The sequence below is a fragment of the Pseudonocardia sp. GCM10023141 genome (genome assembly GCF_042653605.1).
In genome coordinates, this window is sequence record NZ_JBHSIR010000023.1 from 104973 (window position 1) to 126612 (window position 21640).

The window sequence follows — 21640 nt, forward strand, 5'->3', positions numbered from 1 at the left end:
CGGTCCTCGCCTTCCGCAACTCCGTCATCGGCCCCGCCGAGTATCGATCTCGCCGTGCCCGAACTGCGCTATCGACCGGCCCAGACGGGCGCGCGCTTCTCGACGAACGCCGACGCGCCCTCCCGCGCGTCCTCCGACGAGAACACCGGCTCGGTGATCTTGCGTTGCTCGGTCCAGCGTTCCTCATCGGTCCAGTCCGCCGCGATGAGCGCGATGCGCTTCGTCGCCTGGACCGCCAATGGCCCGTTGGCGGCGATGCGCTCGGCCAGCTCGATAGCCTCGGTCAGGGCGGATCCCTCGTCCACGACCGTGTTCACGAGCCCCATCCGGGCTGCGCGCTCGGCGTCGATCGGGTCACCGGTCAGCAGCAGCTCCATCGCCAGCGCCATCGGGAGGCGGGTGGGCAGCCGCAGCGCCGCGCCGGCCGCGGCCACGAGCGATCGCTTGACCTCGGGGACCCCGAACCTCGCCGTCCGGGCCGCGACGACGAGGTCGCAGGCAAGGACCATCTCGAATCCGCCGGCGAGCGCCCAGCCCTCGACCGCGGCGACGAGGGGCTTGCGCGGCGGCCGCTGGGTCAGGCCACCGAGCCCCCGTCCGGGGATCCCCGGGGTGTCGCCTGTGAGAAAGCCCTTGAGGTCCATGCCCGCACAGAACGTGCCGCCCGCCCCCGTCAGGACCCCGACGAACAGGTCAGGGTCCGCGTCGAGCTCGTCGAGCGCTGCCGCGAGCGCCCGCGCAGTGGGGCCGTCCATGGCGTTGCGGACGGCCACCCGGTCAATGGTCATCACGAGGATCTGGCCACACCGCTCGGTTCGCAGGGTCGCCGCCGGGGATCGCTCCTCAGCCATGCGTCCTCCATCTACGGCAACTGCGTCTGTCATAGTTAAATGATACATCTGATAGACGCGTCACGCCAGCACCGCTGATCGGACCGAACGTGCTGCGCACTGCGGACTGCCCCAACTACACCCTCGATCCGCGCCGTCACATTGAGATTACTAGTTAAGCTGTTATTGTCATCCTCGCCGGCCCGGCTTCGTTCGGGCACCGACGTCGCGTCCAGCGGGAACCAGGCATCTGAGGAGCCAGTTGTGGATCTGTCGCTGTCCGTTGAACAGGAGGCGGTGCAGGGCGCCTTCGCGAGCTTCTTCGAGAAGGAGTCCGGCATCAACGTCGTGCGCGCGGCCGAGCCGCTCGGCTTCGACCAGGACCTGTGGGATCGCCTGCGCCCCACCGGAGCGCTCATCATGGGGCTGCCCGCCGACGTCGACGGTGACGACGCCACCGCGCTGGATCTCACCCTCGTTTGCCGGGAGGCGGGTCGCTGCCTCGCACCGGTGCCGCTGGCCGAGTTCTTCGCCGCCGGCAGACTCATCGCCGCTGCCGGAGCGGGTCCGCTCCTCGCCGATGTCGCTGCGGGCCGGCGCCTGCCCACGATCGCGCCGAACGCCGTGAGCGGCGACGTCCTGAGCCTGGTCCCCGCCGGCGCGGTGGCCGACATCGTGCTGGCGCTGCACGAGGGCGTGCTGGTCGCCTTGGTCCGCCACGACGACGGCGCCACCCCGCAAGAGCGACTGTTGCCCAACCTCGGCGATTCACCGATCGCCGACTGGGATCTGGCGCGGGCCGACCGGATCGTGCTGGCCGAGGGCGCGGACGCGGCCCGCCACTTCGCCGCCGGCCGTGCGGATTGGCAGCTGTTCACCGCCGCAGCGCTCGACGGTCTGCGGGCCCGAGCCCTCGAGATCGGCGTCGCCTACGTCAAGGAACGCAAGGCCTTCGACGTGCCAATCGGCTGGTTCCAAGCCATCCAGCACCGCCTCGCCGACGTCGCGGTCGACGGTGACGGCGCGGAGCTCCTCGTCCACGAAGCGGCCTGGGCCCGCGACACCGATCGCCCCGAGGCGACGAAGCTCGCATCGATGGCCTTCCTACACGGCGCTCGCACCGCGTTCCGCACCGCACGGGAGAGCCTGCAGTTCCACGGCGGGTACGGCTACACGCTCGAGTACGACATCCAGCTGTACTTCCGCCGTGCCAAGGCATGGCCGCTCGCGCTGGGCGATCCGCGACATGAGTACCGGCGCCTGGCCGAGCTCGCCTATCCGGCCTGACGGCGCGGTTCCCTCTCGACGCACCTACTGGAGCAACACATGGACTTCGAGATCGTCGACGAGCTCGAGGCGCACCGGAACGCGGCGCGCGCCTGGCTCGACCGGTACTTCGAGCCGCGTTGGGCCGCCGAGCAGAAGAAGACGGGCAGCTACCACACTCCCGAGCTGCACGCCCTGCTCGCCGAGCAGGGCTGGTATGGCGCCGGGTGGCCTGCGGAGTACGGCGGCACCGAGCGCGACCCGGATCTGGCCCGCGCGCTGCTGCAGGAACTGGCCAGGGTGGGTGTGCGCCATGACGGCTGGTCGACGACGAGCCTGGTGCTCAACACGCTGCTGACAGTCGGTACCGACGAGCAGAAGCGCGCCTACATCCCCGCGGGTCTGCGCGGCGAGGTGGTCATCGCGCTCGGCTACACCGAGCCGGACTCCGGCTCGGACGTCGCCGCGGCAAAGACGCGCGTGGTCCGCGACGGTGCCGGCTGGCGGGTCACCGGCCAGAAGATGTTCACCAGCACCGCCGACCATGCGACACACGTGTTCCTACTGGGCCGCACCGACCTCGACGTCGCGAAGCATCGGGGCCTCACGATGTTCCTGGTGTCCACGGACTCCCCCGGCTTCGAGTGCCACCTGGTCGCAACTCTGGGTGGGCAGCGCACCACGGCGACGTTCTACAACGACGTCGCTGTGCCGGACTCCGCCCGGATCGGTGCGGTCGACGGCGGCTGGGCGGTCATGAAGGTGGCGCTCGTGCACGAGCGCGGCGGCGGCAGTGTCGGTGCCCGCCCGCCGTCGAACACGAGCGGGAGCATCGGTGACCCGAAGACCACCCTTCCGCTGAAGGTGGCGGCCTGGGCCCGGTCGACCCGTCGCCCGGACGGCACGCTGGTCTGGGACGACCCGACGGTGGCCGAACGGCTCGCGAACATGGCCGTCGAGAACGAGATCGCGAAGCTGCTCTGGATGCGTCCGGCCTGGGTCGCCCGTACCGGTGAGCTGCCGACCACAGAGGGCTCGGCCGCGAAGCTGTACAGCACCGAGGTGGCGCAACGGCACCAGTCGGACATGCTCGACATCATCGGGGCCGAGGCCGTGATGCACCGCGACGCGGAGGGCGCACCGCTCGGGGCCGCGGTGGAGGAGGCTTTCCGCTACAGCGTCGTCGGCACCATCTACGGCGGATCGAGCGAGATCATGCGCGAGATCATCGCCGAACGGCAGCTGGGCCTGCCCCGGGTCCGCGACGGGAAGCCGGGCGTGTAGGTGCCCCCCTTGATTCCGGGCGCGCGGACCAGCGGGTCGGAGCGCCCGTCCAATGATCTCTCGAACGGAACAGGACGCCGATGACCGAGGCCTATGTCGTTGCTGCTGTGCGCAGCCCCATCACCCGCCGCCGCGGCCCACTGAGCGAGGTGCATCCCGTCGACCTGGCCGCCACGGTTCTCGCGGCCGCGGTCGAGCGCGCTGGCGTCGACCCGGCCGCCGTCGACGACGTGATACTCGGGTGCGTCGGGCAGGTGGGCGCCCAGGCGTACAACATCGCCCGTACCGCCGCGCTGAGCGCGGGTCTTCCCGAGTCGGTGCCCGGGGTGACCGTGGACCGGCAGTGCGGCTCGTCGCAGCAGGCCGTGCAGTTCGCGGCGCAGGCGATCCGCTCCGGCGACCAGGACGTGGTGATCGCGGGTGGCGTCGAGGTGATGAGCCTGGTCAGCATCGGGGCGAGCGGTTCTGTCGAGCTGGGTATGGGGCACCCGCGGGGCGGCCAGGGCTGGGCGGAGCGCTTCGCCGGGCAGGACATCAGCCAGTTCCGCGGGGCGAACACGATGGCCGAGCGCTGGGGCCTGACCCGGGAGGACCTGGAACGGTTCGCCCTGCGCTCGCACCAGCGGGCCGCGACGGCCATCGACGGCGGCCGCTTCGACGACGAGATCGTCGCGATCGGGGACGTGAAGCGCGACAACGGGGCCCGGCCCGACACAACGCTGGAGAAGATGGCCTCGCTTCACCCGGTGGTGCCCGGGGCGATCATCACGGCCGCGGTGTCCAGCCAGATCTCCGACGGTGCCGCCGCGCTTGTCCTCGCCTCCGGCGACGCCGTCGACCGGTTCGGCCTGACTCCGCTGGCCCGCGTCCACGCGACGACGGTGGTCGGGTCGGATCCGGTCGTGATGCTGTCGGGTCCCATCCCGGCCACCGAGCGGGTGTTGCAGCGCACCGGGCTCTCGGTCGACGACATCGACCTGTTCGAGATCAACGAGGCGTTCGCCTCCGTGCCGCTGGCGTGGCAGCGGGAGCTCGGCGTGGATCCGGAAAAGGTGAACGTGCTGGGCGGGGCGATCGCGCTGGGTCACCCGCTCGGTGCCACCGGCGCCCGCCTGATGACGACCATGGTGCACGAGCTGCGCCGCCGCGGCGGCCGGTACGGCCTGCAGACGATCTGCGAGGGCGGCGGCATGGCGAACGCCACGATCATCGAGGCCGTCTGAGCGCAGGCTCGATAGCGCAGCTCGATAGGGCAGGCAGCACCACCGGCGGGCACTTCCTATCGGGAAGGGTCCGCCGGTGTCTTCCCGACCGTGAGCGGACCGCGGCGGCGGGTGGCCTCGACGAGTACCAGCACCAGCGCGCCCAGCAGCGCCGGCAGGTAGAAGGCGACGTCCGGCGTCCCCGCGGCCCCGACAACGGCACCGACAACGGCCAGGGAGCCCGAGATGAACAGGTCGTTTCCCGCGGTCAGGGTGGCCAGCGCGCTCGCCGTGACCTGCGGGCTCGAACGGGCGACCGTCCAGCTGGCGAGCACCGGCCAGGCGAGCGAGTAGGCGAACGCGGCGATGGCCAGCGCCCCGTAGAACGCCGCCGGGATGTGCACGACCAGCGGGAGGCTCGCCATCGAGCCCGCCGTCAGCAGCACCCCGGTCCACAACGATCGGCGGACCCCCCAGCGCTCGGCGGTCCCACCGAGCAGCAGCCGGCTCGCCAGCACGACCAGGCCGAAGACAGCGAGCCCGCGGGCGCCGTCGCCGGTGGCGGCGAGGATCGGCAGGTAGGCCTGCAGCACCCCGTAGCCGACGTTGCCCATGCCGAACAGGACCGCGGGCAGGACGGCCGTGCCGATCACGAACGCGCGCCACGACAGGCGCGAGTCCGGCGCCGCCGGGGGGATCCGCAGCGCGGGATCGCCGGCCGCAACCCGGCGGTAGCTGAGCACGACCACCACGAGGGCTCCAGCCGCGCCACCCACAACGAGGAGCCCGGCCGCTCCCAGGTTGTTCACCCACGGGGCCAGCACCGCACCGATGGCGTACCCGCTCCACGCGCCGGCCCCGAGCAGGCCGAACAGCCTCCCGGTGCCTGGGACGAGGTCGACCACCGCGGCGGCGACGGCGGTGAACAGGAGCGCGACGCCGAAGCCGTGCACACCCCTGGCCAGCCCAAGCAGTGCCGGCCCGTCGGCGAGCAGGTAGGCACCGCCCGATGCGGCGATCAGCCCGATCCCGGCGATCAGGACGGGCCCGCGGCCGAGCCGGTCCGCCAGCATCCCCCCGATGAGGCGGCCGGCGACGGCGGAGAAGAAGAAGATCGACGCCACGACCGAGACGAGCCCGAGGCCACCGCCCCGGTCGAGCACGGCGTGGGGAACGAGCGGGATGACCGACCCCGCGGCGACGTACGTGACGAGAACGGTGAGGACCAGCAGGAACGCGATGACGCTCGCGGGTATTCGCGGCCGTCGGACCCGCTCGGCCACCTGAACCCCGCCAGGTGTGGATCGGTGCGCGATCACCGTGCGGCTGCGGCCACGGACTTCTCGATGCCGTCCAGCAACCCAGGATCATCGAGCATGGGCGCGAGCACCAGCTCGTCGTACCCCGCTTCCTGGTGCCGCTCGAGCAGCATCGGGATGTCGGAGACGCCGAACGTGGGACGCGCCGCTCCGGGCGAGCTGTCGGCCTCGGCGTCGACCGTGAGCATCACGGAGTTCAGCAGCTTCGGCCGGGTGTCACGGCCTGCGTCCGCCCACGCGCGCACGTGAGCGTCCGCCTCGGCCCGCAGGTCCGCCGGGTCGGCGCGAAGCACGGTGCCCTGCCAGCCGTCGGCCCACCGGGCCGCGCGGGCCAGCGAGCGCGGGGCCCGCGCCCCGGTGTAGAGGAGCGGGCCGCCCGGACGAGACGGTGTCGGGCCGACCGGGGCGGGGGCGTCCGGATAGGGCAGTGCGCCGCACCAGAGCTCCTTCACGGTCGCGACGGCCTCGTCGAGCCGCTGCCAGCGCCGCTCCATCGAGCGCTCCGCGGAGCGATAGTCGGATTCCTGGGAACCGGTTCCCGCGCCGATGATCAGCCGGCCCGCGCTGAGCAGGTCGATCGAGGCCATCCGCTTGGCCAGCAGCACCGTCGGGTGGATCGGCACGACCGTCACGTTCGTCATGAGCATGACCCGCTCCGTGACCGCGGCGGCAGCGGCCAGATACGTGATCTGGTCCAGGTTGTCGAACAGAAGTCGTTCACCGGTGGACAGGCTGTGGAACGGGCCCGCGTCGACGCGGCGGAACCACTCCAGCAGCGCCGCCCGGTTAGCGTGCCGCAGGAAGTGACCGGACAGGCCGACCTTCACCCGGCACCGCCGGTATCCGCGTCGGGCAGGTAGTTCCCGGAACAGACCGCAACGGTGCAGTCCTCGGGCGCGAAATGCACGTTCTGCGGGTTACCACCCTCACGGACGGCGTCGATGCTCGCGCGCACCAGCTTCCGCAGCATGATCACCCCCTTGTCGCTGCTGACCAGGTGCTCGTGGGAATGCAGGGTCAGGCGACCGAGACTGGCCTGCGCCTCGTGGTCGCCCGGCGCGTCGCGGCGTGCCTGCTCCGTTCGGTCCTTCCAGGGGGTGCCCATCATCGTCGCGGTCCACGATCCGTCCGCCAGCGCTTCGACGTCCGCACGGGGCAGGCGCATCACGGAGAACGAGCGGACCTGGTAGTCCTCCAGCGGGACCTGCCACGTGACGATCGCCGCGCGACCGGTGTCGGTGAGCACCGGGTTGCCGCCGACGTGCACGCAGGGCAGGAAGTTCTCGTAGACCCGCCGCGACACCCGTCCGTCGGGCAGCACCCGCGTCGCGGTGTACTGCATGCCTGCCGCCGTGAGCTCGTACTCGACGACCGGCTTCGCCATCGCGACACCGCCGTGCTTGGCGCCGCCCATGTTGCCGTGCAGGATCTCGACGTGGGCGGCATCCATGCCGCTCTCGTTCATCTGTAGCCAGTTGTACGCGGACGGGTTCGGCGCGCCGGTCGTGGCCCGGTGCGGGGTGCCGGCGTCGATGAAGATGCCGTAGTCGGGGTCGTCCTCCTCGAGCACGTCGTAGCGGGTCAGCACCGGCTCGAGCTCGGCCGGGCCCATGTAGGTGAACAGCAGGCCGTAGCGCTCCTGCACCGGATACCAGGGCAGGCGGAACTTCGCCAGCCGCTTGCCCTGCGAGTTCTCGGCGGGCTGGTCGAGGCAGTGCCCCGTGACGTCATAGAGCCAGCCGTGGTGGCAGCACCGGATTCCGGCCTGCTCGATCGTCCCGTAGTACAGACTCGTCCCACGGTGCAGGCAGCGCTCCCGAACGAGTCCCGGGCGCCCGGTGCCGTCCCGGAAGGCCACCAGGTGCTCGCCCAGCAACTGGACCTGCACCGGCCGGTCGGTCACCTCGGCCGCGGTCGCGAACGGCAGCCAGTAGCGGCGGAAGAACTCGCCACCCGGCGTTCCGGGGCCCACCCTGGTGAGCTCCTCGTCGGACGTGCCCGGCGCGGCCCCATAGGCGCGGCCCACCGCGTCGTCCGCATCGGGAATGATTGCTGTCATCGTCGCCCACCTTCGCGATCTGGTTGAGTCCGGTTCGTCAGTGCGGTGCTGTCGCCTCTTCGACGGTGAAGTCGCCGAGGTCGATCTGCCGGATCAGGGCGAAGTACTCGTAGTGCTCCCACGGCATGCTCACCGAGCCCTTCCCCTCCTCGACCGCGAAGTAGCCACGGCCGCCCTCCGTGCTCCAGATGATCTTCTTGAACTCCTGGTCGAGCCGCTGGTTGTAGGTCGCGTAGACCTCCGGGCGCACCTCCAGCGAGACGGCCGACCGTTCGACCAGCTCGACGATCCCCTGCGCCACGTACCGGGAGGTGATCTCGGCCCACGAGTGGAAGTTGCCAGCCCGCGGCTGGCCGTTGGGGCCGTACATGATGAACAGATTGGGGAATCCGGGCACGGTCATCCCGAGGTAGGCCCGCGGTCCCCCGTCCCCCCAGACCTCCGACAGCGTCCGGCCGTCGCGCCCGGTGAACACCGCTGGCCACAGGTACTCCTGCACGGCGTATCCCGTTGCGGACACCACGACGTCGAACTCCCGCTCGATCCCGTCCGCGCCGACGATCCCCTTCTGTGTGAAGCGCTCGATGCCGCCGACGACGAGCTCCACGTTGTCGCGCAGCAACGCGTCGTACCAGCCGTTGTCGACCACCATGCGACGGCCGAGCGGCGCGTAGGACGGCACAAGGTGCCGGATCAGCTCCGGGCGGGTTGCCAGCTTCTCCTCGACGTAGCCGGTCAGCCACTCGCGCAGCCGGTCGTTCTGCTCGCTGATGATGCCGCCCCTGGCCTGCCACTCGGGGTCGTAGCGCAGTGCCTCGGAGCTCAGGCGGGAGTCGCCGCCGACGAAGGTCGCGCAGACCTGCCAGTCGCGGTAGTAGGGGATGTTGTCGAGCAGGAACCCGACCTCGTCGGGGATCAGTTTCTTGTAGAGCGGGCTGGGACGGATCCAGCTCGGTGTGCGCACGAACGCGGTGAGCGAGGCCGCGTCCTCGGCCAGCTTCGGCATCACCTGGACCCCTGTCGATCCGTTGCCGATCACGGCGACGCGCTTGCCGGTGATCTCGGTGCCCTTCGCCCATTGCGTCGGGTGGATGAGCTGCCCCTGGTACTGCTCCACACCCGGCAGGTTCGGCATCCTCGCGACGTTGAACAACCCGCACCCGGTCACCACGACGTTGGCGACCAGTACCTCGGGTTCCGCCACGCCCTCGCGACGCACCTCCAGCGTCCACTTCCCGCTCTCCTGGTCCCAGGCCGCCGAGACGAGCTCGCACCCGAACCGGACGTGCGGCGCGACGCCGTACCGCTCCGCGACCATGCCGAGATAGGCCGCCACCTCCTGACGACCCGGGTAGTACTCGCTCCAGCGGAAGTCCTTGACGAACTTGAACTGGTAGCCGGTGCAGGGGGTGTCGACTCTGATGTCGGGGTACCGGTTGCGTTGCCAGGTGCCGCCGATCCCGTGCTGTCGCTCGATGAGCGTGTACGGGATACCGAGCCGCTCCAGCTGGATCCCCATCGTGATCCCGCTGATACCGGCGCCCACCACAACGACGTGGAAGCCGGCGAGCGCAGCGGCCGGCCGCCCGGCCGACCACTCGACTGCGCGCGGGAACTCCTCGAACGCCAGCTCCTCGATGCTCATCGCCAGCTCGTCGGGATGCAGCTCGCGAGCGGCGAGCATGCCGACCAGCTCGGCGGTCTGCTCGCGGGTCGGCGGGGCGGGCTCGACCCACTCGTCGCGGTGGCGCAGGAACTCCGATGCCAGCTCCCGTAGGAGCGCCTGGTCCTCGTCGTTCAGGCGCAGCTCGACGGCTGCCCCGCCGCGGACCTCGACCCGCTGCACCCGCATCCGAGCGAGGGCTGGATTCCCCGTCGCCTGGTAGAGCGCTACGCGTAACGGGTTCGGGTCGGCGGCAGCCAGTGCCGCCGCGACCCGGTCGGCGTCGAACTGCTCCGCCCTGCTGGCGATCGCGGTCATCGTCCTCCTGCCTGACGTGGTGATCGGGGGTTGCGGTTCACGTGATGGGGTCGAGGAGCACCGCGGGCACCGCGCAGAGCAGCCGTTTCGTGTACTCCTCTACCGGTTCGGTCAGCACCCGGTCGGTCGGACCGGACTCGACCACGCGGCCGTCCTTCATGACCACGACGCGGTGCGAGACGGCCCGGGCGACGGCGATGTCATGGGTGATGAACATCAGTGCGAGGCCGCGGGAGTCCTGCAGCTCGCGCAGCAGGTTGAGGATCTGTCCGCGCACAGAGACGTCGGCGCCCGTCAGCGGCTCGTCCGCGATGAGCATCGTGGGCTCCACGGCCAGCGCGCGGGCGATCGCCAGGCGCTGGCGCTGCCCGCCGCTGAACTGGTGAGGGCGGCGCTCCAGCATCTCGCTGCCACTCGAGAGCCCGACCGCCCGGAGGAGCTCCCGGATCCGGTCCGGCATCGCCTCCTCGTCGACGCCGCCCGCAGCCAGCGCCTGCGCCATCGCCGCCCCGATCCGCCTGCGCGGGTTGAAGGACGCCCCGGGGTCCTGGAAGATCGGCTGCATCCGGAGCCGGGTGGCGGTGAGCGGTCGGCCCGAGGCACCCCATATCGAAGTCCCTTGGAAGGTCACCGCACCTTCGTCCGGCGGCAGGAGCCGCAGGACTACCCTGGCGAGCGTCGACTTGCCCGATCCGCTCTCGCCGACGACCGCGACGGTCTCGCCCGGCAGGATGTCCATGCTGACGTCGTCGAGGGCCTGCAGCCGGCCGCCCCGTCCGCGGATCCGGAACGACTTGCCGATGCCGGAGACGGTCAGCAGTGATTCTGTGCCCGCGGGGATGTCCGCGTTCACCGGGACGGCACCAGGTGTCTCAGGCATGCCCGACCACGACCCTGTGATCGACCAGCCAGCATGCCACCTGCTGGCCGCTGCCAGCTTCGAAGCGTGGCGGCGCGACCTCGCACCGCTCCTCGACGGAGACACAGCGCTGCCGGAAGTGACAACCGCGATCGTCCGGGTCCAGGGCTGTCACATCGCCCCCGACCGTGACGAACCTGCCGTCCGGATGGCGTTCCATCCTCGCTGCGGCGAGCAACGCGCGGGTGTAGGGATGTTGCGGCGACCGGAAGATCTCCCCGGTCGGCCCGGACTCCACGATCTTGCCCGCGTACATCACGTTGACCTCCGCGCACACCTGGGAGACCACGGCCAGGTCGTGGCTGATCAACAGCAGGGCCATGTCGAGCTCGGTGACGAGCCGCTCCAGCAGCGCGAGGATCTCCGACTGCGTCGTCACGTCGAGGGCGGTCGTTGGCTCGTCGGCGATGAGCAGCTTCGGCCGGCAGCCCAGTGCCATCGCCATCAGGCACCGTTGCCGCATGCCTCCCGACAGCTCGTGCGGATAGGCGTCGGCGGTACGCGCGGGCAGCTGGACGGAGGCGAGCAGCTCCCGGACGCGAGCGGCGACATCGGTGTGCCCGTCGTGGCGCCGCACCGCCTCCGCGATCTGGAATCCGACGCGCAGAACGGGATTGAGATAGCTGAGTGGATCCTGGAAGACGATCGCCGCCGGGTCGCCCCGCCGGGACTCCCACGTACTGCTGGAGAGGCCGACGATGTCGGTGTCGTCGACGCAGAACCGTCCGGAGTCGATCCGGCAGGTCGTCGGCGACACCAGCCCGACCGCCAGCCGAGCGAACGTGGACTTGCCGGATCCGGACTCGCCGACGAGTCCCACCTTGGCGCCGCGCCCGACCTTCAGATCGACGCCGCGCAGCACGCCCGTGGCGTTGTCACCGTCCAGATAGGAGGCGTGCAGGGCTTCTGCCTCGAGGATGTGTTCGGTCACAGCACCACCACCTCGCGGGGATTCCAGATACGCGCCAGGCCGTCGCCGACGAGGTTGAAGGCCACAACGGTCGCCACGATGGCCGCACCGGGCAGGACTGCCAGCCACCAGGCCGCGAAGCCGGTCTGCTGGCTGTCGGCGAGCATCCCGCCCCAGCTGACCTCGTCGGGGTTGCCGAGCCCGAGGTAGCTCAGTGCCGCCTGCAGCAGGATGGACTGGCCGACGATGAGCGGGATCAGCGCCAGCACGGGGCCGCCTGAGTTCGGCGCGACCTCGTACCAGAGCAATCGCCGCTCCGAGATGCCGAGGCAACGCGCCGAGTCCACGTAGAGCGACCCGCGCAGCTTCAGCACCTGGCCGCGCATGATCCGCGCCGCCTGCGGCCACGCCAACAGCGCGATGACGACGATCGTGCGGGTCAGACCGGGGCCCGCGAGCGCGACGATGAGGGCCGCCATCACGAAGGCCGGGATGATCTGGAAGAACTCGCAGACCCGCATCAGGGCTGAGTCGAGTAGCCCGCCGTAGTACCCGGCGAGGCTTCCGACGAGGATCCCCACGACGGCCGCCGTGAGCGCCGCCGCCACGCCCACGAGCAACGAGAGCCGGATACCGACGGCGAGACGCACCAGGACGTCGCGGCCGAGCTGGTCGGTGCCCAGCGGGTGTCCGGCGCTCAGCGGCGCGACCATCAGGTCGTCGGAGATCTGGTTGGCGTCGTAGCCGACGAGGAGCGGCACGATCAGGGTGGCGAGTACGAGTATCGCGATGAAGCCGGCCCCGATCACGGCTGCCCGATGCCGGAACGCGCCCTTACTTGCCTGCAGCAATGCGATCACCTGCTTTGACCCGAGGATCGATCAGGGCGTACGTCACGTCAGTGACGAGATTGGCGACGACGACGCTGACGGCGGTCAGCAGGAACACGCCCTCGAGCACCGGGTAGTCACGGTTCTGGATGGAGGTGACGAAGAGGCTGCCGATACCCGGCCAGCTGAAGACCGCCTCGACGAGGATGGCGCCTGTCACCGCGTAGCCGAAGTTGTAGCCCACCACCGTCGCCACCGGTATGAGCGCGTTCCGCAGGATGTGCCGGACCAGGATCCGCCGCCGGGGCAGCCCGATCGACCAGGCGGTGAGGATGTAGTCCTCCGCGGAAGACTCGAGGATCGACTGCCGGCTGATCCGCGCCACCATTCCCAGGTAGTACAGCGAGACCGCAATTCCCGGCAGTAACCAGTGGGCGGCGACGTCGAGGACGTCGTCGATCCCGTCAGCCGTGCTACCGAGCGAGCGCATGCCCAGCACCGGGAACCAGCCCAACCCCACGCCGAACACCAGTATCAAGATCTGCGCCAGCCAGAATGCGGGCACGGCGAAGCCGACCATGGTGACGGTCGTGATCGTGTGGTCGACCGCCGTACCACGCCGCGTCGCTGCCACCGCGCCGAGTGCCGTGCCGAGCAGTGCCGAGAGCACCAGTGCCGGGACGAGCAACAGCAGGCTGTTGAGTGCCCGTTGCAGGATCAGGTCCGTGACCGGCTGCTGGTAGGCGAACGAGTAACCGAGGTCGCCGCTCAGGAGGTTGGCGACATACCGGCCGAGCTGCACGAGGACCGGCTGGTCCAGCCCGAACTGATGACGGATCTGCTCGACGTACTCAGGCGGTGCCGGGTACTCCCCCACCAGGCCCTGCACCGGGTCCCCGGGAAGGGTCTGGAGCAGGACGAACATCGTCACCATGATCGCGAGGACGGTCGGCACCGCCACGAAGAGGCGGCGCAGGACGAAGGCCAACACGAGGGTTCCTCCCGATCCGGGTACGGGTGATCCGGGCTGTCTGTCCGACGCGGGCTGGCGTCAGCCGTCGGCGAGCTTCGCCGACGGCCACGTCGGGAAGAAGGTGCCGTCCCACAACCCAGTCAGGGATGCGGAAGCCGCATCGAAGAAGCCGGGCTGGTAAACCGGGAACGAGGGGAGATCGCGCGCGATGATCTGCTGGATCCGGGCATAGGCCGGCCTCGCGGCCGTGTCATCGATGGCCTGCTGCGCCTGCTGGAACAGCTGGTCGACCTCGGGATTCGAGTACTGCGACGCATTCCCGAAGGACTGTCCGATGGAGGAGCTGACGAACTGGCGGGCCACGCCCAGGATCGGGTTCTGATAGGTGCCGTAGCCCTGGACCAGCACGTCGAAATCGAGCTTCTGGAATGCTTCCCCCGGGAAGGCGGCGGCGGGAACGACGGACAGGGTCGCGTCCACCCCGATCGCCTTCCACTGCTGGACCACGACCTGCGCGTAAGAGACGTAGTCCGCCTGCGCTGCGTTGACCAGGATCTTGGCGCTGAACCGCTTGCCGTCCTTGACCGGATAACCGGCCTGGTCGAGCAGTTGCCCGGCCTTCGCCGCATCGAACGGGTACATCGTGCGGTAGTCGACGGCGGGGTCGTAGGCGTTGGCCAGCACCGGTTCGATGGAGCTGATGCCCACCTGCCCACGGTCGTGGAACACGGCCTTGCCGATGTAGTCGCGGTCGATGCCCCGAAACAGCGCCTGTCGCACGGTGGCGTTCTCGAACGGCGTCCGCTTGGTGTTGAACATCAGCAGGTCGTCCGAGCCGCCCGCACGGAACTCGACGAGCTTGAGCGACTTGTCGGCCTCGATGGCGGCGTAGCTCGACGACCGGAAGTAGGCGAAGAAGATGTAGTTGATCTCGTGGCGCTGCAGTGCGGCAACGGCCGTCGACGGGTCCGGGATGATCTTGGCGATCAGCGTGTCGATGTAGGGCTTGCCCGGATCCCAGTAGTGCGGATTGCGGACGAACGTGATCTGGTTGCCGCGCTCGTAGCTCTGCATCATGAAGGGACCGGTGCCCACGGGCTTGGAGGTGACGATCGGGTTCTGCTTGATGTCACCGGCGTTCTCGAGCAGGTGCTTCGGCAGTACCTCGCCGCCGACACCGCACGACAGGCTCGCCAGCATCGGGGAGTACGGGGCCGACAGGTGCAGCACCACTTGGTCGTCGGCAGGCGCCTCCACCGACGTGATCACCTTGGCGGCGCGCGCGAACAACGACGACAGCTTGGAAGTGACGTTCTCGATCGTGTACTTCACATCCGCGGAGGTGAACGGCTTGCCATCCGTCCACTGCGTCTTCTGCAGCTGGAAGGTGTAGGTCAGTCCGTCGGGGCTCACCGTCCACGACCTGGCCAGCGCGGGCAATGGCTCGCCCTTGGCGCCGACGCTCACCAGCCCCTCGTAGACGATGCACCCGTTGAACTGGTTGGCGAGCGACACCGCCGGACTCCAGCCGGTCGGGTCGGCACCGATGGCCATCACGAGCGTGCGAGACTTCCCTGTGCCGGCGGCCCCGGGCCCGCCGGCACAGGCAACGAGTACGAGCAGGGCGGCCACTAAGGTGCTGCACAGGCGCACACCCCGGGATCTACCCAACACGACAGCTGACATGTCGCTACTCCAAAATGCCACGAATCAGAGGGCCGGCCGATTGGCCGAATCGGGTCCATTCCGTCCATGCCGAGGGCTGTGGGTGAGCCCCGACGATGGACGTCTTGCACCGATCGACCGCGCCCCGGAGGGTTGTCCGGAGAATTCGTCGGCCGACGACTAACCGAGGCGTTCGAGGAACGCTGTCGTCATTTCAGGATGAAGGCCTCGACGTCGAAGCACCGCACCAGATCATGGAACTCGTAATGCTCCCAGGGCATGCTGACCGCGCCCATGCCCTTCTCGACCTTGTAGTAGCCACCGGCGGCCTCGGTGCTCCAGATGATCTCGGTGAAGGCCTCGTCCAGCCGGCGGTTGTAGTCATCGAAGACATCGCTGCGCACCTCGATCGAATGCACATCGTTTTCGATCATGTGCACGACAGCGCTCGCGATGTAGCGCGCGAACGTCTCGGCCCAGGAGTGGAAGTTGCCAGCCCGCGGTTGACCGTTCGGTCCCCCCATCATGAAGAGATTCGGGAAGCCAGGCACGGTCATCCCCACGAAGGCGCGCGGACCCTGCGGCCGCCATGTCTCGCTCAGCGTCTGACCATCGCGGCCGACGTAATCGGCCGGCCAGAGATAGCGCATGACGTGATAGCCGGTGGCCGCCACCACGATATCGAACTGCCGCTCGCTCCCGTCGACCGTGACGATTCCCTCGGGAGTGAACCGCTCGATGTCCTCCGTGACCAGTTCGACATTATCGCGCAACAGGGTCGAGTAATAGCCGTTGTCCGCCACCACTCGCCTGCCGAGCGGGGCGTAGGTGGGCACGAGCTTGTCGACGAGCTCGGGGCGCGGCGCCATCCTGGAGGTGATGTAGGACGTCAGATACCGGCGCAGCTTGTCGTTGGCTGCGCTGATGAGCCCGCCGTCGGCCTGCCACGCCCGGTCGTACTTCTGGGCCCCGAGGAAGAGCCTGGAGTCGGCGATGAAACTCGACAAGACGTGCCAGTTCCAGTAGTACGGCAGGGCATCCAGGAGCCAGTGCTCGGCCGGCGACGTGGTCGCCTTGTAGGAGTCCACGGGCACGATCCAGCTGGGGGTGCGCTGAAAGACCGCCATGAACTCGGCGGCCTCACCGACCCGCGGCATCAGCTGGACGCCCGTGGAACCGTTGCCGATGACCGCGACTCGCTTTCCCTGTAGAACTGTCGAGTCCGGCCACGCTGAGGAATGCAGGATAGTCCCACGAAAGGTGTCCATCCCTGGCACGTCCGGAAGCTTGGGCATGTTGAACAGCCCGCACGCCGTGATGACCACATTGGCGACGAGGGAGCCCTGTTCACCCTCGCGATCCGCGAGGGAGACCTCCCAGGTGTTGCATTCCTCATCCCAGCGCGCGGCCGTCACCTCGAGCCCGAATCGGAAGTGTGGTGCAAGATCATATCGTTCGACGACGGTATCCAGGTACTTCAGGATCTCCCCCTGCGAGGGGTAGGGCTCGCTCCACCGGAAATCCTGCATGAACTTGAACTGGTAGCCGACCGAGGGCGAGTCGACCCGCGCGTCTGGGTAGGTATTGCGCCGCCATACCCCGCCGACCGTCGGTTCCCGTTCGACCACCGTGAAGGAAACGCCCAACCGCTTGAGCTGCACCGCTGCGGCGATACCCGAGATCCCGCCGCCGACGACCACGACGTGGAACTCGTCGACCTTTCCCGAAGGACGTCCAGTGGTCCATTCCGCATCGTGGGGATGGGTCGCCATGGCCAGCTCCTCCACGGCCATCGCGAACTCAGCGTCGAGCATCGGACCGCCGACCAACAGCTCCACCAGCCGTCGTTGTTCGGTACGGTCGGGCGGCGGGGGCACCGGGCTCTCCCGGCGGCGCAGGAGGTACTCGGTGGCGAGCGCCTTCACTCTCGGCACATCTGCGGGGGCGACCACCTCTACGAATGCTGCACCGTCGCGCACCTCGCGGCGCTGCAGCCGCATCGCTGCCAGCTCCTCGTTGCCGGTGACCTGGTAGAGGGCGACGCGCAGGGCGTTGATGTCCGCTGTCTCGAGCGCGGCCCCGATCAGTGCCTGCTCGGACGCCGCTGGCTCGGTGTCGGCGATGGGAATGACGTCCTCCAACTGCTTGATCTCCTCACCCTGCTCGGTCTCCTCAGCGCAAATTCCAACGCGGTCAGCCGGACGCGCCGTATTTCGCCAGGTACCGGTGCATCGCGTCGAGCGCGGTCGTGGTGTTGCCCTTGTTCTGCTCGCGACTGAAGTCGAGCAGCGCCTCCTCGTGCTCCACGAGGGCGATCAGTCCCGGAGCCTCGGGGTCGAGCTGGTCGCGAATGGCCGCGAACCTCTCGACGGCCACCGCGAGCTGCGGCTCGAGGTCCTTCCACTGCTGATCCCAGTCCCGATCCAGGAAGAACTGCTTGAACATCGGGTAGCGGTGGTCGGGCTCGGCCGCCATCACGACGCCGTACTCGATCATCACCGGTTTCATGATGTCCCGGGTGGCCTGCTCCACCTGCTGGTGGACGAAGTACACCTCGCGCTCGTAGGGATCCTGGAGTCCCTCGCCGAGCTCGGCGAACATCACCGCCCCGATGACCTCGCCGTCGTAAGCATTCTTCAGACGCTGGAGGAGTTCGGCAGCGGGAGCCGGGTTGTGGGCCATGTCCATCCCTTCGACCGTCGTGCCACCGGACGAGGCGGGAGCCTCATGAGAATAATAGTAGAGCTAGTATGAATTATCTATCTGTTTTATTCAGATCCACCGAGGTAGTGCTCGATCACCTCGGGCCCGGCCTCGCCTGCCGGGCCGGCCCAGCCCACGCGGCCGCGCGACAGGATCGTGCAGTCATCGGCGAAAGTGAGGGCCCGGTGGACGAACTGCTCGATCAGGACGATCGTGATCCCCATGGAGCGGGCCGCCGCCAATCCCGCGAACACGTCGTTGACCAGCAGCGGTGCCAGACCGAGCGACATCTCGTCGGCGACCACGAGCCGTGGGCGCGTCGACAGTGCCCGACCCAGCGCCAGCATCTGCTGCTCGCCACCGGAGAGGCTGCTGGCCAGCTGCTTCTGCCGGCTGCCGAGGATCGGGAACAGCGCGACGGCGCGGTCGATCGCCGCCCGCCGCTCCGACCGGTCCCCGACAACGCGGGCCGCCATCCGCAGGTTGTCGATCACCGAGAGGCCGGGAAAGATGCCCCGCCCCTCAGGAATGTAGGCGAGACCGGCGCGCCGGACCGCATGGGGCGCCACCCCGCGCAACGAGCGGCCGTCGAGCTCGACGACCCCCTCCTGCGCCGGGATCAGCCCGGCAACCGCACGACCGAAGGTGCTCTTCCCCGCACCGTTGGGGCCGAGCACCGCCAGCACCGAACCTGCCCGTACCGAGAGATCCAGCCCGAACAGTGCTTTGGCCGAGCCGTAGCTGACATGGAGATCCTTGACCTCGAGGGCCGCACCCGCAGCACCCTGCCCCGCATCCCCCTGCCCCACCTCGTCTGGGGAACTCCCGCTCATGTGCGCACCTGCGTTCCCGTCGGCACAGCAACGGCGTCGTCTCCCAGGTAGGCGGCGCGCACCTGGGGGTCCGCACGCACCTCGGCCGGGCGTCCGGCGGCGAGCACGACCCCGAAGTCGAGGACGACGACGTGCGCCGACAGGCTCATCACCATGTCGACGTCGTGCTCGACGAGCAGCATCGCGGTGCCTTCGGTATCGACCGTCAGCCGGAGGGCGGCGGCGAGCCGATCGGCCTCCCGCGGGTCGAGCCCGGCCAGCGGCTCATCCAGCAACAGCACGGAAGGATCGCCTGCCAGTGCCCGGCCGACTTCCACCAGACGACAGGTGCCCAGTGGGAGCGAGGCCGCGCGCCGTTCGGCGACCGCGGTGAGGCCGAGCAGCTCGAGCAACGCGTCGACGCGTTCGTTCTCCGCGGCGGGCGATCGGCGTAGTCCCGCACCGGTGAGCATGTCGCGCCACACGCGCGCGCGGTGGTGGCGCAGGCGGTAGGCCAGAACCAGGTGCTCTCGGATCGAGAGCCCCATGAACAGCTCGGGCTGCTGGAAGGTTCGGCCCAACCCGAGCCGAGCCCGCTGCTGTGCGGAGGCACCAGTGACGTCCGCCCCCAGCAGAGCGACCCGTCCGGCCTGGGGCCTGCGCAGTCCCGAAACCACACCGAACAGCGTCGACTTGCCGGCGCCATTGGGGCCGACCAGGCCGGTGATCGCCTTCGGGCGCACCTGCAGGCTCACCCCGTCGAGCGCCTTGACGCCGCCGAACCACACCGAGACGTCGACGACCGTCAGCACCGAGGCTGCCGTCACCGACGCGGAGCGGGCCCCGCCGCGCGCGTGCTGGGTCGTCACCGTGTCACCTCGGATTGGTTCGCAGGAGATTGCGGGATCGCGCGGAAGCGACGCCATCGGGCGGACAGCCCTTGCCACCCCTGGCGCAGGTACCGCTTGTTCTGCGCGAGATAGCCCTCCGGGTTCGAAGCGATGATCGCCGCGCCGACGCCGAACGTGATCGTCGGGATCTGGGCCCACGACTGCGGGAGATACACCAGAACGAGCGCCGGTGTGACGGTCAGAGTGACGCCGGCGACGAGCGCGGCGATGTTCGACTGAGTGCCGGTCGCGATGAGCACCGCGAGCCACACCATGCCGATCAGGGTGGCGTAGGCCGACGGCACGGCCGTCTCGGCGAACGCGGCGAGCATCGCGCCCCCGATCCCGGCCATGAAGGCGGCCAGGCCGGCGACGATGACCTTCGTCTGGACGACGCCCAGACCGATCGTCCGGCTCGCCGCCTCGCTGGATCGGGCTGCGCTCAGGGCCAGTCCCGTGGTCGAGCGCCGCACGTTGATGATGACGATCGACAGGGCCCCGAATACCGTGAGCGCGAGCCAGACGAAGCCGCGGTCGCCGCCCGCGAAGGCAGGCCGGGGCAGGTCCACGCCGATGCCGAGGTTGACGAACCGGTCCAGGGAGAAGAGCAGGTTGTCGGCCAGCAGGCCGAAGCTCAGCGTCACGAGCGCGATGTAGAGGTTGCCCATGCGGGTCGTCAACAGTCCGATCACGACGCCGAAGGGCGCCGCCATCAGCCCACCGACAGCGATCGCGAGCAGCGGTGGCCAGCCGAGCTCGGTGGCCAGCTGCGCCGCGCAGATTCCCCCGATCCCGGCGAAGGCCGCCTGGCACAGCCAGATCATGCCGCCCTGGCCGGTGACCAGTGTCATCGACAGGAAGACGATGCCGAAGGCGACGCCTTGGCCGAGCATGCCGACCCAGAGGTTGGACAGGAGCAGCGGCAGCACCGCGATGATCACGACGGTGCCGAGCGGACCCCACTGGATCACGCCCAGGTCCTTCTTCCCCCGCTCGGCTTCGCGCTCGGCGAACCGGTCACCGGCATGCGCGGCGATCGCCAGGTCCAGGGCCCCGCCTCGGCCCGACGACTCGTTCGCGCCACCCCGGCGGACCATGCTGTAGACGATGAAGACCGCGATCACGACGAACGGGATGCTGGGGACGATGTTACGGGCCAGCGTGCTCGATGCCGGCAGCCAGTACGGGACCAGCGAGGTCAGGATCCCCATCGCGAACGCCACGGTCACCGTGACCGGCAGGCTGCGCAGGCGCGCGGCGATGACGCAGGCGAACGAGGCCACCATGATCAGCGTGTAGCTGTCGGCCCCGAGCCCGACTATGGGCGCGGACAGCACGCCCGCGACGCCGGCGAGGAACACGCTCACGACCCAGACGGCCGCCGACATCGTCCGCGGGTCGGTGCCCGACAGCGAGGTCATCGCGGGCGAGTCCACCAGCGCCCGCACCCGCAACCCGACGTCGGTGAGACGCAGGAGCACCGCGCCGGTCACCACGATGACCACGACCACGATGTAGACGATGAGCTGATCGAGCGTCACCGGAGTGTCGAGGACGTCGTACACGGCCACGGGAACCGGTGCGAGCCCCGGCGAGCGCAGGATCGTCACGTCGCCGAACAGCAGCGTCGCGAGCGGCGGCAGGCACACCGCCAGCCCGATCGTGGCGACAATCTTGATCACGGTGGTGGCGCTGCGGAGGTGGCGGAACAGGCCCGCGTACAGCAGCAGCCCCAATCCCGGCCCGACCACCAGCAACGAGAGCGCCGCCGACCCCACGATGTCCCAGCCGTGTTGAGTGTTGAGGAAGTAGTAGAAGCGCACGACGAAGTAGGCAATCGCGCCCGAACTGAAGTTCAGCACTCCGGACGCACGGTAGGTCACGACCAGGGCCGCCGACGATATCGCGTAGATCCCGCCGAGTACGAGGCCGGCGATGACGTACTGGATCATCTCTATGTCCTCATTCCAGCCGGCCGAGTCCTACCGGACCCGGAG

General features: G+C 69.2%; 18 protein-coding genes. 3 read left to right on the forward strand and 15 right to left on the reverse strand.

Annotated elements, in window-relative coordinates:
* Positions 1–68 precede the first annotated feature (68 nt).
* Positions 69–851 (reverse strand): crotonase/enoyl-CoA hydratase family protein, encoded by a 783-nt coding sequence (locus ACFPFQ_RS12415; RefSeq protein ID WP_379618046.1) that lies wholly within the window; start codon positions 849–851, stop codon positions 69–71.
* 243 nt (positions 852–1094) lie between these two features.
* Here ACFPFQ_RS12415 and ACFPFQ_RS12420 point away from each other — a divergent pair, with 243 nt between their 5' ends.
* The 3 genes from ACFPFQ_RS12420 to ACFPFQ_RS12430 all read left to right on the forward strand — a co-directional run bounded on the left by ACFPFQ_RS12420 (position 1095) and on the right by ACFPFQ_RS12430 (position 4603).
* Complete coding sequence (locus ACFPFQ_RS12420; RefSeq protein ID WP_379618048.1) at positions 1095–2117, forward strand: acyl-CoA dehydrogenase family protein; 1023 nt, start codon at positions 1095–1097, stop codon at positions 2115–2117.
* 39 nt (positions 2118–2156) lie between these two features.
* Positions 2157–3380 (forward strand): acyl-CoA dehydrogenase family protein, encoded by a 1224-nt coding sequence (locus tag ACFPFQ_RS12425; RefSeq protein ID WP_379618050.1) that lies wholly within the window; start codon positions 2157–2159, stop codon positions 3378–3380.
* Between the two features lie 80 nt (positions 3381–3460).
* Positions 3461–4603, forward strand: a complete 1143-nt coding sequence (locus ACFPFQ_RS12430) for an acetyl-CoA C-acyltransferase (protein ID WP_379618052.1) — start codon at positions 3461–3463, stop codon at positions 4601–4603.
* A gap of 56 nt (positions 4604–4659) precedes the next feature.
* Here the strand turns inward: ACFPFQ_RS12430 and ACFPFQ_RS12435 are convergent, their stop codons facing one another.
* From ACFPFQ_RS12435 to ACFPFQ_RS12500, 14 genes are all read right to left on the reverse strand, one after another.
* Positions 4660–5865, reverse strand: a complete 1206-nt coding sequence (locus tag ACFPFQ_RS12435; RefSeq protein WP_379618054.1) for an MFS transporter — start codon at positions 5863–5865, stop codon at positions 4660–4662.
* 32 nt (positions 5866–5897) lie between these two features.
* Complete coding sequence (locus tag ACFPFQ_RS12440) at positions 5898–6728, reverse strand: LLM class flavin-dependent oxidoreductase (protein WP_379618056.1); 831 nt, start codon at positions 6726–6728, stop codon at positions 5898–5900.
* Complete coding sequence (locus tag ACFPFQ_RS12445) at positions 6725–7960, reverse strand: Rieske 2Fe-2S domain-containing protein (protein ID WP_379618058.1); 1236 nt, start codon at positions 7958–7960, stop codon at positions 6725–6727. The genes ACFPFQ_RS12440 and ACFPFQ_RS12445 overlap by 4 nt, the downstream gene beginning before the upstream one ends.
* Positions 7961–7997: 37 nt before the next feature.
* Positions 7998–9941: a flavin-containing monooxygenase gene (locus tag ACFPFQ_RS12450; RefSeq protein WP_379618060.1), complete on the reverse strand. Its 1944-nt coding sequence runs from the start codon at positions 9939–9941 to the stop codon at positions 7998–8000.
* A gap of 37 nt (positions 9942–9978) precedes the next feature.
* A complete protein-coding gene (locus tag ACFPFQ_RS12455; RefSeq protein ID WP_379618061.1) occupies positions 9979–10821 on the reverse strand; it encodes an ABC transporter ATP-binding protein in 843 nt (280 codons plus the stop codon).
* The gene (locus ACFPFQ_RS12460) at positions 10814–11791 is read right to left on the reverse strand and encodes an ABC transporter ATP-binding protein (RefSeq protein ID WP_379618063.1); all 978 of its coding nucleotides are present in this window, start codon (positions 11789–11791) and stop codon (positions 10814–10816) included. The genes ACFPFQ_RS12455 and ACFPFQ_RS12460 overlap by 8 nt, the downstream gene beginning before the upstream one ends.
* Complete coding sequence (locus ACFPFQ_RS12465) at positions 11788–12630, reverse strand: ABC transporter permease (protein WP_379618065.1); 843 nt, start codon at positions 12628–12630, stop codon at positions 11788–11790. The genes ACFPFQ_RS12460 and ACFPFQ_RS12465 overlap by 4 nt, the downstream gene beginning before the upstream one ends.
* Positions 12605–13591, reverse strand: coding sequence for an ABC transporter permease (locus ACFPFQ_RS12470; RefSeq protein ID WP_379618067.1), 987 nt, complete (start codon positions 13589–13591; stop codon positions 12605–12607). Before ACFPFQ_RS12470 ends, ACFPFQ_RS12465 begins: the two co-directional genes overlap by 26 nt.
* A gap of 60 nt (positions 13592–13651) precedes the next feature.
* A complete protein-coding gene (locus ACFPFQ_RS12475) occupies positions 13652–15259 on the reverse strand; it encodes an ABC transporter substrate-binding protein (RefSeq protein WP_379618069.1) in 1608 nt (535 codons plus the stop codon).
* A 188-nt stretch (positions 15260–15447) separates the two neighbouring features.
* Positions 15448–17379, reverse strand: coding sequence for a flavin-containing monooxygenase (locus ACFPFQ_RS12480; RefSeq protein ID WP_379618071.1), 1932 nt, complete (start codon positions 17377–17379; stop codon positions 15448–15450).
* Positions 17380–17431: 52 nt separating this feature from the next.
* Positions 17432–17926, reverse strand: a complete 495-nt coding sequence (locus ACFPFQ_RS12485; RefSeq protein ID WP_379618073.1) for a hypothetical protein — start codon at positions 17924–17926, stop codon at positions 17432–17434.
* Between the two features lie 80 nt (positions 17927–18006).
* Positions 18007–18774: an ABC transporter ATP-binding protein gene (locus ACFPFQ_RS12490; RefSeq protein ID WP_379618075.1), complete on the reverse strand. Its 768-nt coding sequence runs from the start codon at positions 18772–18774 to the stop codon at positions 18007–18009.
* Positions 18771–19622, reverse strand: a complete 852-nt coding sequence (locus ACFPFQ_RS12495; RefSeq protein WP_379618077.1) for an ABC transporter ATP-binding protein — start codon at positions 19620–19622, stop codon at positions 18771–18773. Before ACFPFQ_RS12495 ends, ACFPFQ_RS12490 begins: the two co-directional genes overlap by 4 nt.
* On the reverse strand, positions 19619–21595 hold the full coding sequence (locus ACFPFQ_RS12500) for an ABC transporter permease (RefSeq protein WP_379618079.1): 1977 nt from the start codon (positions 21593–21595) through the stop codon (positions 19619–19621). The genes ACFPFQ_RS12495 and ACFPFQ_RS12500 overlap by 4 nt, the downstream gene beginning before the upstream one ends.
* Between the last annotated feature and the right edge of the window lie 45 nt (positions 21596–21640).

Excerpts from the sequence above, each read along its gene's own strand:
- ACFPFQ_RS12415 (WP_379618046.1), bottom strand. The coding sequence starts at position 851 with ATGGCTGAGGAGCGATCCCCGGCGGCGACCCTGCGAACCGAGCGGTGT.
- ACFPFQ_RS12425 (WP_379618050.1), top strand. The coding sequence starts at position 2,157 with ATGGACTTCGAGATCGTCGACGAGCTCGAGGCGCACCGGAACGCGGCG.
- ACFPFQ_RS12430 (WP_379618052.1), top strand. The coding sequence starts at position 3,461 with ATGACCGAGGCCTATGTCGTTGCTGCTGTGCGCAGCCCCATCACCCGC.
- ACFPFQ_RS12445 (WP_379618058.1), bottom strand. The coding sequence starts at position 7,960 with ATGACAGCAATCATTCCCGATGCGGACGACGCGGTGGGCCGCGCCTAT.
- ACFPFQ_RS12450 (WP_379618060.1), bottom strand. The coding sequence starts at position 9,941 with ATGACCGCGATCGCCAGCAGGGCGGAGCAGTTCGACGCCGACCGGGTC.
- ACFPFQ_RS12455 (WP_379618061.1), bottom strand. The coding sequence starts at position 10,821 with ATGCCTGAGACACCTGGTGCCGTCCCGGTGAACGCGGACATCCCCGCG.
- ACFPFQ_RS12475 (WP_379618069.1), bottom strand. The coding sequence starts at position 15,259 with ATGTCAGCTGTCGTGTTGGGTAGATCCCGGGGTGTGCGCCTGTGCAGC.
- ACFPFQ_RS12485 (WP_379618073.1), bottom strand. The coding sequence starts at position 17,926 with ATGGACATGGCCCACAACCCGGCTCCCGCTGCCGAACTCCTCCAGCGT.
- ACFPFQ_RS12490 (WP_379618075.1), bottom strand. The coding sequence starts at position 18,774 with ATGAGCGGGAGTTCCCCAGACGAGGTGGGGCAGGGGGATGCGGGGCAG.
- ACFPFQ_RS12500 (WP_379618079.1), bottom strand. The coding sequence starts at position 21,595 with ATGATCCAGTACGTCATCGCCGGCCTCGTACTCGGCGGGATCTACGCG.